The sequence below is a fragment of the Bdellovibrio sp. ZFWA1 genome (assembly GCF_056175665.1).
Map to the genome: position 1 here is coordinate 925163 of NZ_JBJKJH010000001.1, position 15014 is coordinate 940176.

Sequence of the window (15014 nt, forward strand, 5' to 3'; positions counted from 1 at the left end):
AGACAACATGAATAAAATCAAAGTTGCAAATCCCGTCGTCGAGCTTGACGGCGATGAGATGACAAGAATTATTTGGAAGTTCATTAAAGATAAACTTATCCTTCCTTACCTAGACATCGATATTAAGTACTACGATTTGGGCATGGAGCATCGTGATGCTACAAACGACCAAGTCACTGTTGATGCCGCTGAAGCTATCAAAAAGTACAACGTTGGTATCAAGTGCGCGACAATCACTCCTGACGAAGCTCGTGTTAAAGAATTCAACTTGAAACAAATGTGGAAGTCTCCAAACGGAACTATCCGCAACATCCTTGATGGTACTGTTTTCCGCGAACCAATCATTTGCAAAAACGTACCTCGCTTGGTTCCTAACTGGACAGCTCCAATCTGTATCGGTCGTCACGCTTTTGGTGACCAATACCGCGCGACTGACTTTGTCACTAAAGGCAAAGGTAAATTGACTATCACTTTCCAAGGCGAAGACGGTCAAACGATCTCTCACGAAGTTTACAACTTCAAAGGCGATGGCGTTGCAATGGCAATGTACAACACTGATGAGTCTATCAAAGGTTTTGCACGTTCATGCTTCAACATGGCTTTGACTAAGAAATGGCCTTTGTACTTCTCTTCTAAAAACACCATCTTGAAGAAGTACGATGGACGCTTCAAAGATATCTTCGAAGAGCTTTACCAAACTGAATTCAAAGCGAAGTTTGATGCCGCTGGTATCACTTACGAACACCGCTTGATCGATGACATGGTTGCATCAGCTTTGAAATGGAATGGAAATTTCATCTGGGCATGTAAGAACTACGATGGCGACGTTCAATCAGACACTGTTGCACAAGGTTTCGGTTCATTGGGCTTGATGACTTCTGTTTTGATCACTCCAGATGGTAAAACAATGGAAGCTGAAGCTGCTCACGGAACTGTGACTCGTCACTACCGTCAACACCAACAAGGTAAACCAACATCTACAAACCCAATCGCGTCTATCTTTGCATGGACTCGTGGTCTTGAGCACCGTGGTAACCTTGATGGCAACAAAGAGCTTGTCAACTTCGCTCAAACTTTGGAAAAAGTTTGTATCGAAACAGTTGAAGCCGGTCACATGACAAAAGACCTTGCGGTCTGCATCTACGGGGACAAAGTTCCTGCAGATAAGTTCATGAACACCGAGCCATTCCTTGAGCTTCTAGATAAGAACTTAAAGATAGCTCTGACGAAGTAATCAGCAAAAAATCAAAGAGCTCTCGAATAGAGAGCTCTTTTTTTTGGAGAATTCTATGAAACAATTTTTTCACTTTTTTATTTTAGCTTCCATTATGTGGAGTTCAAACTCTTCGGCGGCTTCGGACTCGGTCGCCGTCTTTTTTACACCTGCAAAAACCAGCGTTTTAATCAATGAGCGCGGATCCAACTCTCGTCTTCACGATTTTATGAATGCTTTAAGTTGGGGAAACAAAAACCAATGGGAAAGTGAAGATAAGCAAGCTAGATTTGTCTGTGGCAGAAATGGTGAGGCGGCCTCTTGTACTTTTACGGTTTTTCCCTCTCCGGCAATTCGATTTGGCAACCGCCAAGTCCTAGCAGTTTTAGCTTTCGATACTCCTGTTCAGTCCCAATATGAAATGTTTTTTGAGTCCTCAAACGGCGATTCATTCTTTTTAAAAATTAAAGATCAAACTCTTTTCATTGAAGCTAAAAAGAAAGTAAATTGATACTAGATCCTTTGTTAATCCTTGGAGAGCATGATGGCAGATACAAATTCAAATAAAAAAGTTTTAGTCTCTGCTTGTCTCATTGGACGCCCGTGTCGCTACGATGGCAAACATCAACAGCGCGAAGAAATGATGAAACTTCACGCCGAAGGCCGCACGGTTCCCGTTTGCCCCGAAGAGATGGGTGGACTCCCCACCCCTCGCCCACCAGCAGAGCGCCAAGGCGATAAAGTGATCACCAATCAAGGAGTCGACGTCACGTCGGCATATCAAAAAGGCGCAACAGAAGCTGCCGAAATCGCATCTGCCCACGGCATCGACGAGGCCTATCTTAAATCAAAATCCCCCATGTGCGGATGCAATAAAATTTACGATGGCCAGTTTAAAGGACAACTTGTCGATGGCGATGGCGTTTTAACTGAAATTCTTAAAAAAAACGGAGTGAAAATTCACTCCGTCGATTAAATGTTTAGATTTAAAAAGAGGCCCCGACTTGTAGCTTTAAGATCGTTAATCGCGGAAGATAATTTGCAAAATTGATAGCTTTCTTCGCATCGTCGATATCATTTTGGTTGGTAGCTTGGTCGATAAATGGAGTTGATTTTTTAATATTAAATAATGGCTGCGACCATACAAACCAATCAACTCCGATAGTGATATTTTTTTCAACCTGCCAACGATTTCCTAGTCCGATATTAAAACCCAGAGATTGAATATCTAAGACCTCAACGGCAGAGTAATTCCCCCCTGAAAGACGACTTAAGATATCATCCCCCAAAGTGATTTTACTTTGAAAATAGGAAACTCCCCAAAACCAATTGAAGGTATTACGATCAGCAAACGATCTTCGTATATACGAAATTCTTTTATCTTCATATTTACCAATATCCGCTATGAAAGATGGAACCTCTAATTTTCCCCGCAGATATTCAACCTCGTGAGTGAATTCCGAACCTGAGTTTAACGAAAAAGTTGCACCGATTTTGCCGGGGATCAGAAGATCGATCGACGAATAATTTGCCAAAATTGTATACGGCGTTTGCGCCCGACGCAGCTTCGACTCTTCAGTGATTTTCTTCGCTTCATCGATAAAATCTTGGGCACCTTGCTTGGCTTGATCGACCACGCTAGGCTTCGATTCCTCGGGGGTCTGCTGGGCAAATAAAGCCAGTGGTTGTAAAACAAAGAAAAACGCCAATACATAGGTTTTGATAGTCATATATAAGTTCCTGATAATATTAAACAAACACTGACTTCTTCGAGTCCAAAATGCAAGGCCTTCATCTGCTTTCGATAAAGACTTAGTTTTTTCATAACGCCCCCCGGTTAGAAAAAAACACCTGACCCCTTTCTGCTGCGCATTAAGCCGTGTATCGGAGGGGGGTTTAGGATAGACCCATTCGTGCCGGGTCCCATACAATGTTTTCTCTGACGAACCCCGCTAGGTCCGGAAGGAAGCAACGGTAGTACGGAGGGCATGTGATATGGGGTGCCCGGCACTTTTCTTATTGAGGGAGTAATTTTGTCGTATCAGGTGATTGCGCGCAAATGGCGCCCCCAATCTTTCTCTGAACTTGTTGGCCAAAACCACATTTCTCAGACACTGATCAACGCCTTGAAAAATGGGCGTCTTCCTCATGCATTGCTGTTCACAGGTCCTCGTGGAACTGGAAAAACCTCTTCGGCACGTATTCTTGCTAAAGCCCTTCGCTGTCCCAACGCAAAAGACTTTGTCCCTTGTGGAACTTGCAGCTCTTGTTTGGAAATTGCGACCTCATCATCCGTTGACGTCATCGAAATCGATGGAGCTTCCAACAATGGTGTCGATGCCATTCGTGAGCTTCGCGACACTGTGGCCTTTATGCCCTCTTCAGGATCTTACAAAGTTTATATTATCGACGAAGTGCATATGCTTTCCACAAGTGCCTTCAATGCTTTGTTAAAGACTCTGGAAGAGCCGCCTTCGCATGTCATCTTCATCATGGCCACCACCGAAGCTCACAAAATCCCACAAACGATTTTGTCACGTTGCCAACGCTTTGACTTCCGTCGCATTTCAACAAAACAAATCACCGAAAGACTTCGCCTGATCTGCGAACGCGACAATGTTCAAGCGAATGAAGATGCTTTGTGGGTTATTGCTCGTCAGGGTGACGGCTCTATGCGGGACTCACAGTCTTTGCTTGATCAGGTGATCACTTTTGCTAATGGACCTTTAACAAAAGAAAATGTCGTCGAGATTTTAGGCCTTACTGATCGTGCTCTTTTGCTTGATACTTTGAACGCTTTGATTGCTCGGAACTCTCAAGATATTCTTCAAGTTCTATCGCGCCTGGCTTCTGCAGGCACCGAGCCCTCTTTGTTTGCCCAAGAGCTTCTTGAATCGATTCGCAACTTACTTTTAGTGAAAGTTTCCGAATCCGAAACCAATTCTTTGTTAGATATTCCTGATTCTGAACTTCAAGCACTTCGTGAATTGAGTTCGCGCTTACCGGAAGAGGATATCCATTTCCTTTTCGATATGGCCCTTAAAGGCGCCGGAGATATTACTCGAGCTCAAGACCCACGCATTGTTCTAGAAGTTGTGATGCTTCGAATGGCGGCCGCACCGAAAATTGTTGATCTTCAAACTTTGTTGAAGTCAGGGTTCAGTGGGGCTCCCGATGCCGCTCAGGCAGGTGGTGCCAGGCCCACGAACACCAGCCCCTCGGGCTACGTCCCACCGGTAGCGCTTCCTCAAAAAACGGCTCCCGGCCACAATCGACTTGTTGAAGCGCAAAAACTTCCCGAAGTTCCTGACGGACTTAAAGCAATGAAAGCCGCTATGGACTCGAAGCCGGCAACAAAGCCCGCAGCGCCAGCAACCCGGCCTGCGCCGGCCCCAACTAAAGCTTCAAAGGCTGAAGGAGCAACCCCTGCGGATCGCTGGGTGCATTTTGTAGAGCTGATTCGGAACGATGACGCCCTTTTTGCAGCAAAAGTCGAAAATCTGCTTTTTGTAAAAGAGGATGGCAAGGTTTTACACCTAGGTGTCCCCCCAAAATTGGTTTTCTTAAAAGAACAGATGGCCGACGCGCAGGTGCGCAAAAAGCTACAAGGTTTTATTGATTCCTACTGGGCAGATGGCTATTCTTTTGAAGTATCAACGGGACGTGAAAACGTCGGTGCTTCTGCCCAAGCTTTGGTTCAACAAAAACACCAACAAGCTGAAAGCGAACTTCGAACATCGATAGAGTCCCACCCACTTGTTAAGGCCGCCACTGAGGCCTTCAAGGGACAAATTAAAGCAGTGACAGAAATCAGAAGGAGTTAATTATGAAGGGTCTTCCAGGCGGAATGGCGCAACTCATGAAACAAGCCAATCAAATGCAAGCACGCATGAAAAAGGCTCAAGAAGATTTAGCAAAAGCAGAGTACGAAGCAACTTCTGGCGGCGGCGCAGTTAAAGTAAAAATCAATGGCGACCACATGATCTTAAATATCACAATCGATCCTGAAGTTTTGAAAGCGGGCGACGCTGAAATGCTTCAAGACATGATCATGTCTGCAACAAACGAAGCTGTTAAAAAAGCTCGTGAAGTCAGCGCAAAAGAAATGGAAAAAGTAACTGGCGGCTTAAACATTCCAGGAATGTTCTAAGAGAGATTATGTTAAACATCCCTGTTCTTGAAAAACTTGTTCACGAATTAAGTCGTCTGCCTGGGATCGGCCCTAAAACTGCCCAGCGTTTGGCTTATCACGTCCTACGCACTGAGGATAATTACTCTGAAAGATTGAGTGAGGCTCTTTTGCGCGTGAAGGCCGAGATTCATCAGTGTCCCGAGTGTTTCAATTACACGGATCGTGATATCTGTCGCTATTGTGAGGACGCTCATCGCAATAGCGAATCTGTTTGCGTAGTGGAGGAACCTGCAGACATCATGCGCATCGAAAGCTCTGGGGCTTTCCGTGGCCGCTATCATGTTTTGCACGGATCTATTTCCCCACTCGAGGGCATTGGCCCTAAAGACCTAAAAATCCAAGAGCTCTTAAATAAAATCGAAGATGGTATCAAGGGCACTGGCCCCCAAATTAAGGAAGTCATCCTTGCTTTGGATGCGGACCTTGAGGGCGACACCACGATTTTGTACATTGCTAAGCATTTGCAAGGCAAAGGCGTTAAACTTTCTCGCATTGCCCATGGAGTTCCTATTGGCAGCGACATCGATTTCATAGATGATAGAACGATGGGTCGCGCCCTAGAAAACAGAGTGGAGCTTTAATGTCCTTTATTAATTACAATGCGAAGGAAATTCACTGCAAAGTGGTCTACTACGGTCCTTCCTTGTCTGGAAAAACAACGAATATTCAATGGGTCTACCAAAAGACTGCGGATGATCAAAAATCCAAACTCGTTGCCCTTAACACGGATATTGAAAGAACTCTCTTTTTTGACTTTTTACCGTTAAATGTGGGTGATATTCGCGGTTTCCAAACTCGCTTCCACCTTTATACTGTTCCTGGTCAGGTCGTTTATGACGCCTCTAGAAAGTTGATCTTAAAAGGTTTGGACGGAGTGATCTTCGTTGCAGACTCTCAGGTCGAGCGTATGGAAGAAAATATCGAGTCTCTGCGCAACCTTGAACGCAATCTAGAGCAGCAAGGCTATAACATCCGCGAGATCCCCTTGATTATGCAGTATAACAAACGCGACCTCCCAAATGTTGCCTCAATGGCCGAGCTTAGAAGTGCTCTAAACCCTTATAATGCTCCTGAGATCGAGGCCATTGCCAGCGAAGGACGCGGTGTCTTTGAATCTTTAAAAACAGTTTCAAAATCCATCATAAATGTACTAAAAGGCGGCAATACCTTCTAATAAAGGATTGCCCATGTCATACGATATTGCTGCCGACATTCAACGCCTGAAAAAAGAAAAGAACGCTGTCATCTTGGCCCACTACTATGAAGATGGTGACATCCAAGATGTTGCCGACTACGTAGGCGACAGTTTCTATTTGGCTAAGATGGGCCAAAAGGTCGATGCGGATATTATCCTTCTTGCGGGCGTCGTCTTTATGGCCGAAAGCGTGAAGATACTTAATCCCACTAAAAAAGTATTGGTTCCTGATCTTGGCGCCGGCTGCTCGCTGGTCGATGGAGCTCCTTATCAAGACTATCTAAACTGGCGCCGTCAGTATCCCGATGCAATCTGTGCAAGCTACATCAATTCTTCAGCCGATGTAAAATCCATCACTGATGTGATCGTCACTTCTTCGAATGCTCAACAGATCATTGAATCCATTCCTAAAGACCGCCGCATTTTGTTTGGCCCTGACCAGCACTTGGGTCGCTGGTTGTCTAAAAAATTAGATCGCGAATTTATTTTGTGGCCAGGCTCTTGCCAAGTTCACGTCCTCTTCAACGCTAAAAAGCTTCATGCCTTGATCATGGATCACCCTGATGCTGTAGTCATCGCTCACCCTGAATGTGACCAGAGTGTTTTGCAATTTGCTCAGGTTGTTGGTTCGACTTCACGTTTGCTTGAAGAGGTTGAAAAGAATCCTGCGAAAAAATTCATCGTGGCTACCGAAACAGGTATTTTCCATCAGATGCAAAAATTGCGTCCCGATGTAACTTTGATTCAAGCTCCGGTTCTTGATGATGGCTGCAGCTGCAACAACTGCCCCTACATGAAGATGAATAACATGGAAAAAATCAAACGCGCCCTAGAGACGGCCACCCCAGAAGTCAATCTACCCGAAGAATTGCGCCTTAAGGCCAAGTTATCATTGGAGCGCATGATGGACATCACTTCAGGCAAAGCAGTCACTTGGCCTGAAAAATTTGATCAGTAATTTTTGATCCACGGAGTATTTTGTTGAGTATTATCACCATCCCCGTTCAAGGAAGCTTTCGCAATACGCTGAATAATCAGTCTTTGCGAGTCTTTGAAAAAGCTGAATGGGGGTCACTCAATCCTGATCACCGCATAGAGATGCGTCGGTTTCTGTTACAGCACGCTTCCACGTCTGAACGCTCTGGCAAATTAGAAGAAACCCTCCTTGATTTAAACCAAGTCCCCGTGCAAATAGGCGCAAAATTTTGCTCGCTGTCTCATAGCATGCACCAAGGCATGATCGCTTTTTGTGAAAATCCATTGGGAATTGATCTAGAAAAGTCAGACCGTGTGCAACCGCGAGTTGTAGCACGAGTCTCGAATGAAAAAGAGCTTCAAAGAGCACCCTCGGCTTCGGCCTTATGGTGCGCTAAAGAGGCCGCCTTTAAAGCTCTCCGTTCTTATCAACAACCAGAAGTGCTGTCTCAATTAGAGATTGGCGGATGGAGAGAGTCGCAAGATGGGCTGCTCCTTTTTGAGCTGAAAAATAGCGAAGACTTTGGCGCCCCACAAGGACGAGGAGCTTTTTATCATAACGATATCTACAGTTTAGCTATTTTTGTTTTTTCTACTTAACTTTGGTCTGGTTCTTCCGATCAGTTTATTGTTCGCATGATTAACTGAAAGGAAGTTGCAGTAATGGGTACTTCAAAAACTAAACGTCGTTCAGCTCCAAGGAAAGAGGTCACCCCCCTTCAGGTGTCGCACCTAACAGCTTTAGACGATTTTACAAAAATTGCAAAAAATGGATCTGTTGTTCAAGCTTCATCGACAGGATTGTTAATCCATATCGACCGAAATGATTTAGTCCCACAGGCTTTAAGAAAAAATCTATCTTTGGATTGTTTAATCGGAGACAAAGTTTTTTTCCATCTTGAAGAAATGAATTTAGAAATCTCGGGCACAATTGCCCGCACAACCTTGTCTGGTAAAAAAGGATTCTTTATTGCTGTAGATTATAGTGATGATGCTCCGGAATACTGGCGTGAGTGCTTAACGGATCTATTACCCGTACCGGGTGAACTAGAAGGACAATAATCCGTCACTTCACACCGAAAGCCGCAGGTTGGGTCCTGCGGCTTTTTTTATTTTATGGTTTCCTTATGGCCCCAAATATCGTGGCATAATGATTGCTTAATGCTGCCTCGAACGCCAAACAAATAGCACGAGGGGAACCATGAAACTTATCGCTACAATCATTATTCTTTTTTCTATTCAGGCTCGATCACAAGGAGCTCCATTTTATACCGACTTAAATGGAATTCGCTATTATTGCCAGCCGACTCAGACACCACCTGCAAATAATGGAGACTCTATTGATTGCATAGAAAGAGCTTACTCGGGCCCATTTAATAAACAAGAGTCAGAACTTCTTTGTCAGGGTGCCCAGTCAATCGCTCCGGCCGAATGCGCCCTGAAGGCCTACGCAGGTCCCTTTAACAAAGCTGAATCCATTGATCTATGCAAAGATGCACTCACGTCAGGGCCTGCAGACTGCGCTAATTTGGCGTACTCTGGTCCTTTCACCAAAAGCGAGTCCCTCACCTTATGCGGACATCGGGCAGCCACAGTGGAAACTGCCAACTGCGCCCTAAAAGCCTATGCAGGACCTTATTCAAAAGAAGACTCTATTCGTCTATGCAAATTAAATACAAACTATAACTTCCAAGCTATCACTCAAAATCTAAGTTTGAAAAACACCAATGCATTGAATTCAAAAATGAAGCTCGTAAAAGCCAAAGAGCAACTAGCCATTGCAAAGGAAAAACTTCACGATGCTCAAATTAAATCCTCTGAAATTATCCTAGATCTTCAATCGAAAAAATAAACTTAAGCATAAAAGAAAAAACCGCAGGTTGCGACCTGCGGTTTTTTTTATATTAGTTTAGATAAATAGGGCCCTAATTCTGCAATGGCAACTATTACATCGTCTTTTTTATGTTGTTGTAGGCGAAGAAAACCAGACTTCGCCTCTTCGTTTCCGTAGACAATCTGAAAATATGGCCTCAATAAATGCGCAGATCGAATCTTTTTTGAAAGGCTCCCATCTTGACGACATACCTCACTTCGTAAACCTATCTGCCTTAGGGACCAATTAAGATTCTCTACCTCCGAAGCAACTAAATCATTCACTGGAAGAAAATAAACTTGAACTGGCGCCAACCACCAAGGCAATCTTCCTTGATAGTACTCCAATAAAATGGCTACAAATCGTTCATGACTTCCCAATGGTGCACGATGGATAATCCAAGGAATTTCTTGCTGACCATTTTCATTAATAAAAAACAAATTAAATTTTTCAGCAGAGTTAAAATCTATTTGCACACTGGCGATGGATTCTTCATTTCCATTACTGACTTTCATCTGAACATCGATTTTCGGGCCATAGAAAGCGGCCTCTCCTTCGGCTTCGAAGTACTCTAAGTTCATTTCCTGAAGAAGCTCTCGCAATATATTCTCTGCAATAACCCAAGATTCAAGCTTCCCATGAAAATCTTGAGAAGATTTTGGATCGTGCTTTGAAAGCCGAAAACGAAAGCCCTTTAAACCTAGAACTTCGTAACAATGAAGATGCATCTTTATAACCTTTCGAACTTCAGACTTCACTTCCTTCGATGATAGGTAAATATGAGCATCATTTTGGCAAAGACCTCGAACTCGCGACAACCCCTTCAGTGACCCACTATTTTCATAACGATAGACTTGGCCATGTTCACATAAGCGCAAAGGCATCTCTTTATAGCTTCTAAGTTTCGAAGAGAAAATTTTATGATGATGAGGACAATTCATCGGTCGAAGGTAATATTCGCCTTCGTCCTCGGGCCACTTCATCGGAGGAAACATATTTTCTGAAAACGCCGCCAAATGTCCTGACTGACGATACATCTGTGCCTTTGCAACATGAGGACTGTAAACGCGCTGATATCCCTCTTTAAACTCTAGACGTTTCATAAATTCTTCCAAGGCATCCCTAAGGGCTGCCCCTCGAGGCAACCACAGGGGCAAACCAGCCCCGACTTGTTCGTTAAAGGCAATAAGATCCATTTCATCGGCCAATTGGCGATGATCTAAAAACTGAGACATAAAAACCTCAAATAAGTAACTCTACGAAATCAATTTATGAAATCGCAGCACATTGATTTAAAAAATATAAATTTGAAAACTGATTGAAGCCCCGGAACACCAGAGCAATAGTTATGATGACCCATATGGGGTGGTCGTAGAATGATTCAAATAGATAAGGTCCGAAGAGGCAATAAGCATAGACTCAATATATCGTCGGAATACCCAATAAATAAAATTAATAGTTTTTATGAAGTCGATAAGTAAAACTAAGGTTGCAGCTTAGCTTTAAGAATAGCTTTTATTTCAGATTCGCTGGTTACAAACTGTGATTTGACGATTTCAAGCTTGTTCAATTCCATAAATACAGCTTGGCCTTCTTTTTGTGGCCAAGACTTTGTAACAGTGCCTTCTTTATCCAAAACAACTTTGAACGGATAGTCACGCATCGCTGGAATCGCAAACATCTTTGAAATCATCGCAGGCATTTTAGAGATATCAGCAACGTACATACCTTTAAACTTAGCAAGATCCGTAGCCTTGAGCTCCTCTAAAACCTTGCGAATATTTTCAGAAGCTTTTTTATCTGAGGTGAAGATGATCCACTCGACTGATTCATCAATCTTAACTGCTTCCTCGAATTGATTTTCCAATTCAGCTTTCGATAAACTTTCAGCATAAGAAAAACTGACTGAAAATCCAATTAAAGAAAAAACCAAAAAGAAAGCTGCTAAGACTGATTTCATTTTACGAACCCTTCACTAATTCCAACAACCGACTTGCTAGCTGATCCATGGGAATAGCTTCTTCTGTTCGAGCCGCCATGGACTTCAATTTTACAATCTTTTGATTTAGCTCATCCCCACCGATAATAACCGTAAATGGAATTTTGCGATCATCAGCATACTTAAATTGATTCTTAAGCTTGGCCGCATCGGGGTACACGTCCACTCGCAAGCCTTTAGCACGAAGCTCGGTGGCAATCTTCATAAGTGGAGCCCGCAAATTCGCATCAAACAAAGGCAAAAACACCTGTGGGGCAAATTGGGAGTCTTGGTTAAGTCGGCCACTCTCTTGCAATAATAAAAACAAGCGTTCAAAACCGATGCTGCCGCCAAATGCTGGAACCTCTTCGCCGCCAAAGACTTCCAATAGTCGATTGTAACGACCACCACCACCAAGAGAACCTGAAAGACTCGCATGACGTAGTTCAAAAATAGTTCCTGTATAATAATCCTGCCCCCGAACTAACGATGGATTAAAAACTACCTTTACATGGGGCATGGCCTCTTTTAAAACGGCCAACAAATTTTCTATCGACGATGCAGACTCTTCATCCACGGATTTCAATTTTTCCAAAGACGCCGAATCTAATACAAGGCTAATCCCCTGAGGTACTTTTCCAAACTTAGAAACGAGTTCTTCTTCAACTCCCTGACGTTCCACTTTATCCAGCTTATCCAGCGTAACTAAAGCTTCTGCCCATTGTTCTGCAGACAGGTCCGCATCCTTCAGCGCCGACAAAAGCCGACGATCATTAACATGAAGCTCGACGCCTTCAATTTGCAAAGATTCAAAAACTTTTAAAATCGCCGTCATGCAGTCGGCTTCCGCACCAATTTCTTTTGCACCTAAGATATCAACATCGCACTGATAGAATTCGCGATAACGGCCCTTTTGGGGACTATCAGCACGCCACACAGGACCAATTTGAAATACTTTGAATGGCTTTGGAAGTTGTTGCTTAAAGCGCGAGTAGTATCTAGCCAAGGGAAGAGTTAAATCAAATCGCATCCCCATATCTGCCAATTGGGCTCCACCTGCTTCGATCGCCCTTTGTAGAGCCTCACCCCGCTTTAGGACTTTGAAGATTAGTTTTTCGTTACCAGCCCCACCGCCTTTACCTTCAAGAGTCTGAAGATTTTCAAGTAGGGACATCGAAATGGGCTGAAAACCATGGCTACGATAAATTTCAGAAATTTTCTCGATTAGAAAATGACGAGCTATCGACTCTTCAGGAGTGAAGTCACGAAAACCAGATGGAGGCAGTACAGATATTTTACTCATGGACCAATTATCCTATAGATCAAAAAATTTAGGTAGACCCTTTTCGCTTACAATCGCAATGGTGTAATGTGGTGGAAGAAACCAACTTAAAGCCTCTGCAATACCTTCGTGCTCTTTTGATGGAGGATTCCCTAAAGACTCTAACGAAAATGCCAAGTCGTAGTTTTTGCGATCCTGGCTCATCACTAGTATCCGGGGACTTAGTACACCTTGATCACGCAAAAATTCTTTTAAAATATTTCGAACATACTTGGGAAGGTAAGATGGAGCCGCGTCCCCAGCATGAAGGGCTTGCCCTTCGGAAACCTCGAAAGTTCCCACTGGAGCCTGATCCGCAGTTCTATAAAACAAACCAGTTTCCTTAAAGTGCCAAAGCATTCCATAGGTAAATACATAATCCGGATAAGAGCGCATTGGGTTTACAACCAGGCCAATACCCTTAGTTGCTAACCACTGAATGATGTTCTGAACGGGCTCTTCAGAGTCTGCGGTTGTCTCGACCATTAGGTAAGGCCATTTATCAGGCCCCTCTTGGGGATCTGGTGACATTAACTTCACTTTACCTTCGGTCAATTTAACGAAAAATTGGTTTTCCCAGTTAACATCTCGTTTTTCGTCCGCAACTTTTACTAAATCTAGAAGCTCCATAAATGCCTTTCAATAACAAGCCGGTAGGATCTTAAAATCTCACTTAGTTAAACAGAGGACAATCATTATTCAAATTCTTATATAGCGAGACAAGAAAAGGCCCAAGGCGTCCAACTCTCTGACAGGAGCCTTATCACCATACGCTTTTAGCTCGAGCTTAAGGCGGTCTTTCTCGTTTTGAGACATTGGCACAGTTTGCATCTAAAAATGAGTATGAATAGAATTTTTAATCTCTCGATTTGCCTTTGCCTACTTATCCCCGCACTTTCAAGGGCAGCGGAAAGTTGTGGGCGGATTTTTACCTCAAAAATCACGCTCTCGCACGTGGTGGCCACCAGCTCGAATTTCGTCATCGGCAATGATCAAAACAAAATGCCCTGGGGACATGCCCTTAAGCAGGATCTAAAGCGATTTAAAGACCTCACCAGCAATCACATGGTGATTATGGGTCGCAAAACCTTTCAGACTATGTACGAGTCTTTAGGTGGCAAACCTCTCCCCAATCGATTGTCTTTTGTTATTACCCGAGATCCAAGCCAAATCCCCGCGCATGAAAACGTCATCCCCGTAAATAGCGTTGAAGAGGCTGTTCTAATTTCTGAACGGTATTTAGATAAATATCCGTCCGAAGTATTCATCGTCGGCGGCGGAGAAATATTCACTAAAACCTATGATATGATCGACAATCTATACTTAACATTAATCGATAAAGACATCGATGGAGTGGTTCAGTACCCTAAAGTTGATTTAAGTAAGTATGAAATTCTATCCGAGCAGGTATTAGAAGAAGCCGGCTACAACTATAAATTTCTAAATCTGAAAACTAAAAAGTAAGGCTTGTCTCAATAGGTAAACAGAACCACTAGAAACAAAAAAAGCTGCCAGAGGCAGCTTTTTAGTGTGGTTATTTTTCTTCGATTTTAGAAAGAAATGGTAGGGAATGCCGGATTCGAACCGACGACATCCACCTTGTAAGGGTGGCGCTCTACCAACTGAGCTAATTCCCTATCGTCGAAGAGCCATTCTTGTAACAATACTGAATGACCCTGTCCACTAATTTTTTTACTTTTTATTTTTTTCAACAACCGCCATACAATCCTTAACAGTTAAGCCATTGGATTGCTTAGAGATTTGCACGTATTCCGTACTTCCGTCCACTGCCGAGCGACCGGTTCCGACATCAGAAACAGACAATACCATTACGTTATCAGTCTTTCTGAACATACCCGGAAGCAATGGCTCTGGAGAATCCTCTAGATCAAAAGCTCGGAAAGAGACTCTGAATGTACGACCCTCTTTGGCCGTCATCTGGGCTCTAACGATCGAATCTTGCTCGATCCCCACCCCAGTGCTGACTGTGCGGCAAGTAGCTACATCCAATTGTTTGATCTTCAAGATACGAACGCCAGCTTCTTTCTCCACTGTCACTCGCAACGAGAAGTAAGTAGCAAATCCTTCACCCTGAGCTTTCCACAAGCCCTGGATATCGCCCCAAGGGAACTCAAGTTCACGTCCAAACGGCCATGGAACCCAGTCACGCATAGGACGGACATTTTCATAAGCATAAACACTTGCTAGAGGCGACAAAGCCACTAGTAAGGCCATTGTTTTTAAAGCAACTTTCCGAAACATGAATC

18 protein-coding genes, 1 tRNA gene and 1 other RNA gene are annotated in these 15014 nt (G+C 43.6%); 13 read left to right on the forward strand and 7 right to left on the reverse strand.

All coding sequences use genetic code 11. The features are described from left to right. Positions 1-7: 7 nt before the first annotated feature. Genes AC04MN_RS04375 through AC04MN_RS04385 form a run of 3 tightly spaced genes read left to right on the forward strand, consistent with a single transcriptional unit; the run spans position 8 to position 2189 of the window. A complete protein-coding gene (locus AC04MN_RS04375) occupies positions 8-1234 on the forward strand; it encodes an NADP-dependent isocitrate dehydrogenase (protein ID WP_475381969.1) in 1227 nt (408 codons plus the stop codon). Between the two features lie 55 nt (positions 1235-1289). Then, positions 1290-1724: a hypothetical protein gene (locus AC04MN_RS04380; RefSeq protein ID WP_475381970.1), complete on the forward strand. Its 435-nt coding sequence runs from the start codon at positions 1290-1292 to the stop codon at positions 1722-1724. Positions 1725-1757: 33 nt separating this feature from the next. After that, positions 1758-2189 carry a 2-thiouracil desulfurase family protein gene (locus AC04MN_RS04385; protein WP_475381971.1) on the forward strand — a complete coding sequence of 144 codons (432 nt, stop codon included), beginning with the start codon at positions 1758-1760 and terminating at the stop codon, positions 2187-2189. 10 nt (positions 2190-2199) lie between these two features. Here AC04MN_RS04385 and AC04MN_RS04390 read toward each other — a convergent pair whose 3' ends face one another. Beyond that, positions 2200-2943 carry a hypothetical protein gene (locus AC04MN_RS04390; protein ID WP_475381972.1) on the reverse strand — a complete coding sequence of 248 codons (744 nt, stop codon included), beginning with the start codon at positions 2941-2943 and terminating at the stop codon, positions 2200-2202. Positions 2944-3127: 184 nt separating this feature from the next. Here AC04MN_RS04390 and ffs point away from each other — a divergent pair. The 9 genes from ffs to AC04MN_RS04435 all read left to right on the forward strand — a co-directional run bounded on the left by ffs (position 3128) and on the right by AC04MN_RS04435 (position 9427). Further along, an RNA gene (ffs, locus tag AC04MN_RS04395) (signal recognition particle sRNA small type) lies at positions 3128-3226 on the forward strand. Positions 3227-3246: 20 nt separating this feature from the next. After that, positions 3247-5037 carry a DNA polymerase III subunit gamma/tau gene (gene dnaX / locus AC04MN_RS04400; RefSeq protein ID WP_475381973.1) on the forward strand — a complete coding sequence of 597 codons (1791 nt, stop codon included), beginning with the start codon at positions 3247-3249 and terminating at the stop codon, positions 5035-5037. 2 nt (positions 5038-5039) lie between these two features. Beyond that, positions 5040-5363, forward strand: a complete 324-nt coding sequence (locus AC04MN_RS04405) for a YbaB/EbfC family nucleoid-associated protein (protein WP_475381974.1) — start codon at positions 5040-5042, stop codon at positions 5361-5363. An 8-nt stretch (positions 5364-5371) separates the two neighbouring features. Beyond that, positions 5372-5986 (forward strand): recombination mediator RecR, encoded by a 615-nt coding sequence (gene recR / locus AC04MN_RS04410; protein ID WP_475381975.1) that lies wholly within the window; start codon positions 5372-5374, stop codon positions 5984-5986. Beyond that, positions 5986-6579: a GTPase MglA gene (gene mglA / locus AC04MN_RS04415; protein ID WP_475381976.1), complete on the forward strand. Its 594-nt coding sequence runs from the start codon at positions 5986-5988 to the stop codon at positions 6577-6579. Before recR ends, mglA begins: the two co-directional genes overlap by 1 nt. A gap of 13 nt (positions 6580-6592) precedes the next feature. Next, positions 6593-7558: a quinolinate synthase NadA gene (gene nadA / locus AC04MN_RS04420; RefSeq protein ID WP_475381977.1), complete on the forward strand. Its 966-nt coding sequence runs from the start codon at positions 6593-6595 to the stop codon at positions 7556-7558. A gap of 23 nt (positions 7559-7581) precedes the next feature. After that, positions 7582-8175, forward strand: a complete 594-nt coding sequence (locus AC04MN_RS04425) for a 4'-phosphopantetheinyl transferase superfamily protein (protein WP_475381978.1) — start codon at positions 7582-7584, stop codon at positions 8173-8175. 63 nt (positions 8176-8238) lie between these two features. Continuing rightward, the gene (locus AC04MN_RS04430; RefSeq protein WP_475381979.1) at positions 8239-8637 is read left to right on the forward strand and encodes a hypothetical protein; all 399 of its coding nucleotides are present in this window, start codon (positions 8239-8241) and stop codon (positions 8635-8637) included. 139 nt (positions 8638-8776) lie between these two features. Beyond that, positions 8777-9427, forward strand: a complete 651-nt coding sequence (locus tag AC04MN_RS04435) for a hypothetical protein (RefSeq protein WP_475381980.1) — start codon at positions 8777-8779, stop codon at positions 9425-9427. Between the two features lie 47 nt (positions 9428-9474). Here the strand turns inward: AC04MN_RS04435 and thrS are convergent, their stop codons facing one another. From thrS to AC04MN_RS04455, 4 genes are all read right to left on the reverse strand, one after another. Further along, positions 9475-10683: a threonine--tRNA ligase gene (gene thrS, locus AC04MN_RS04440; RefSeq protein ID WP_475381981.1), complete on the reverse strand. Its 1209-nt coding sequence runs from the start codon at positions 10681-10683 to the stop codon at positions 9475-9477. A 248-nt stretch (positions 10684-10931) separates the two neighbouring features. Next, entirely contained in the window at positions 10932-11408 is a 477-nt protein-coding gene (locus tag AC04MN_RS04445) for a hypothetical protein (protein WP_475381982.1), read from the reverse strand. Between the two features lies 1 nt (position 11409). After that, the gene (gene hisS / locus AC04MN_RS04450) at positions 11410-12729 is read right to left on the reverse strand and encodes a histidine--tRNA ligase (RefSeq protein WP_475381983.1); all 1320 of its coding nucleotides are present in this window, start codon (positions 12727-12729) and stop codon (positions 11410-11412) included. Positions 12730-12741: 12 nt separating this feature from the next. After that, positions 12742-13377, reverse strand: coding sequence for a hypothetical protein (locus AC04MN_RS04455; protein WP_475381984.1), 636 nt, complete (start codon positions 13375-13377; stop codon positions 12742-12744). 213 nt (positions 13378-13590) lie between these two features. Between AC04MN_RS04455 and AC04MN_RS04460 the strand changes: the two genes are divergently transcribed. Next, a complete protein-coding gene (locus AC04MN_RS04460) occupies positions 13591-14211 on the forward strand; it encodes a dihydrofolate reductase (RefSeq protein WP_475381985.1) in 621 nt (206 codons plus the stop codon). A 97-nt stretch (positions 14212-14308) separates the two neighbouring features. On the opposite strand, the gene AC04MN_RS04465 is transcribed toward AC04MN_RS04460, so the two are convergent. Together AC04MN_RS04465 and AC04MN_RS04470 are read right to left on the reverse strand one after the other, a co-directional pair. Then, positions 14309-14384: transfer RNA gene (locus AC04MN_RS04465), tRNA-Val, on the reverse strand. Between the two features lie 55 nt (positions 14385-14439). Next, entirely contained in the window at positions 14440-15009 is a 570-nt protein-coding gene (locus AC04MN_RS04470; RefSeq protein ID WP_475381986.1) for a hypothetical protein, read from the reverse strand. Between the last annotated feature and the right edge of the window lie 5 nt (positions 15010-15014).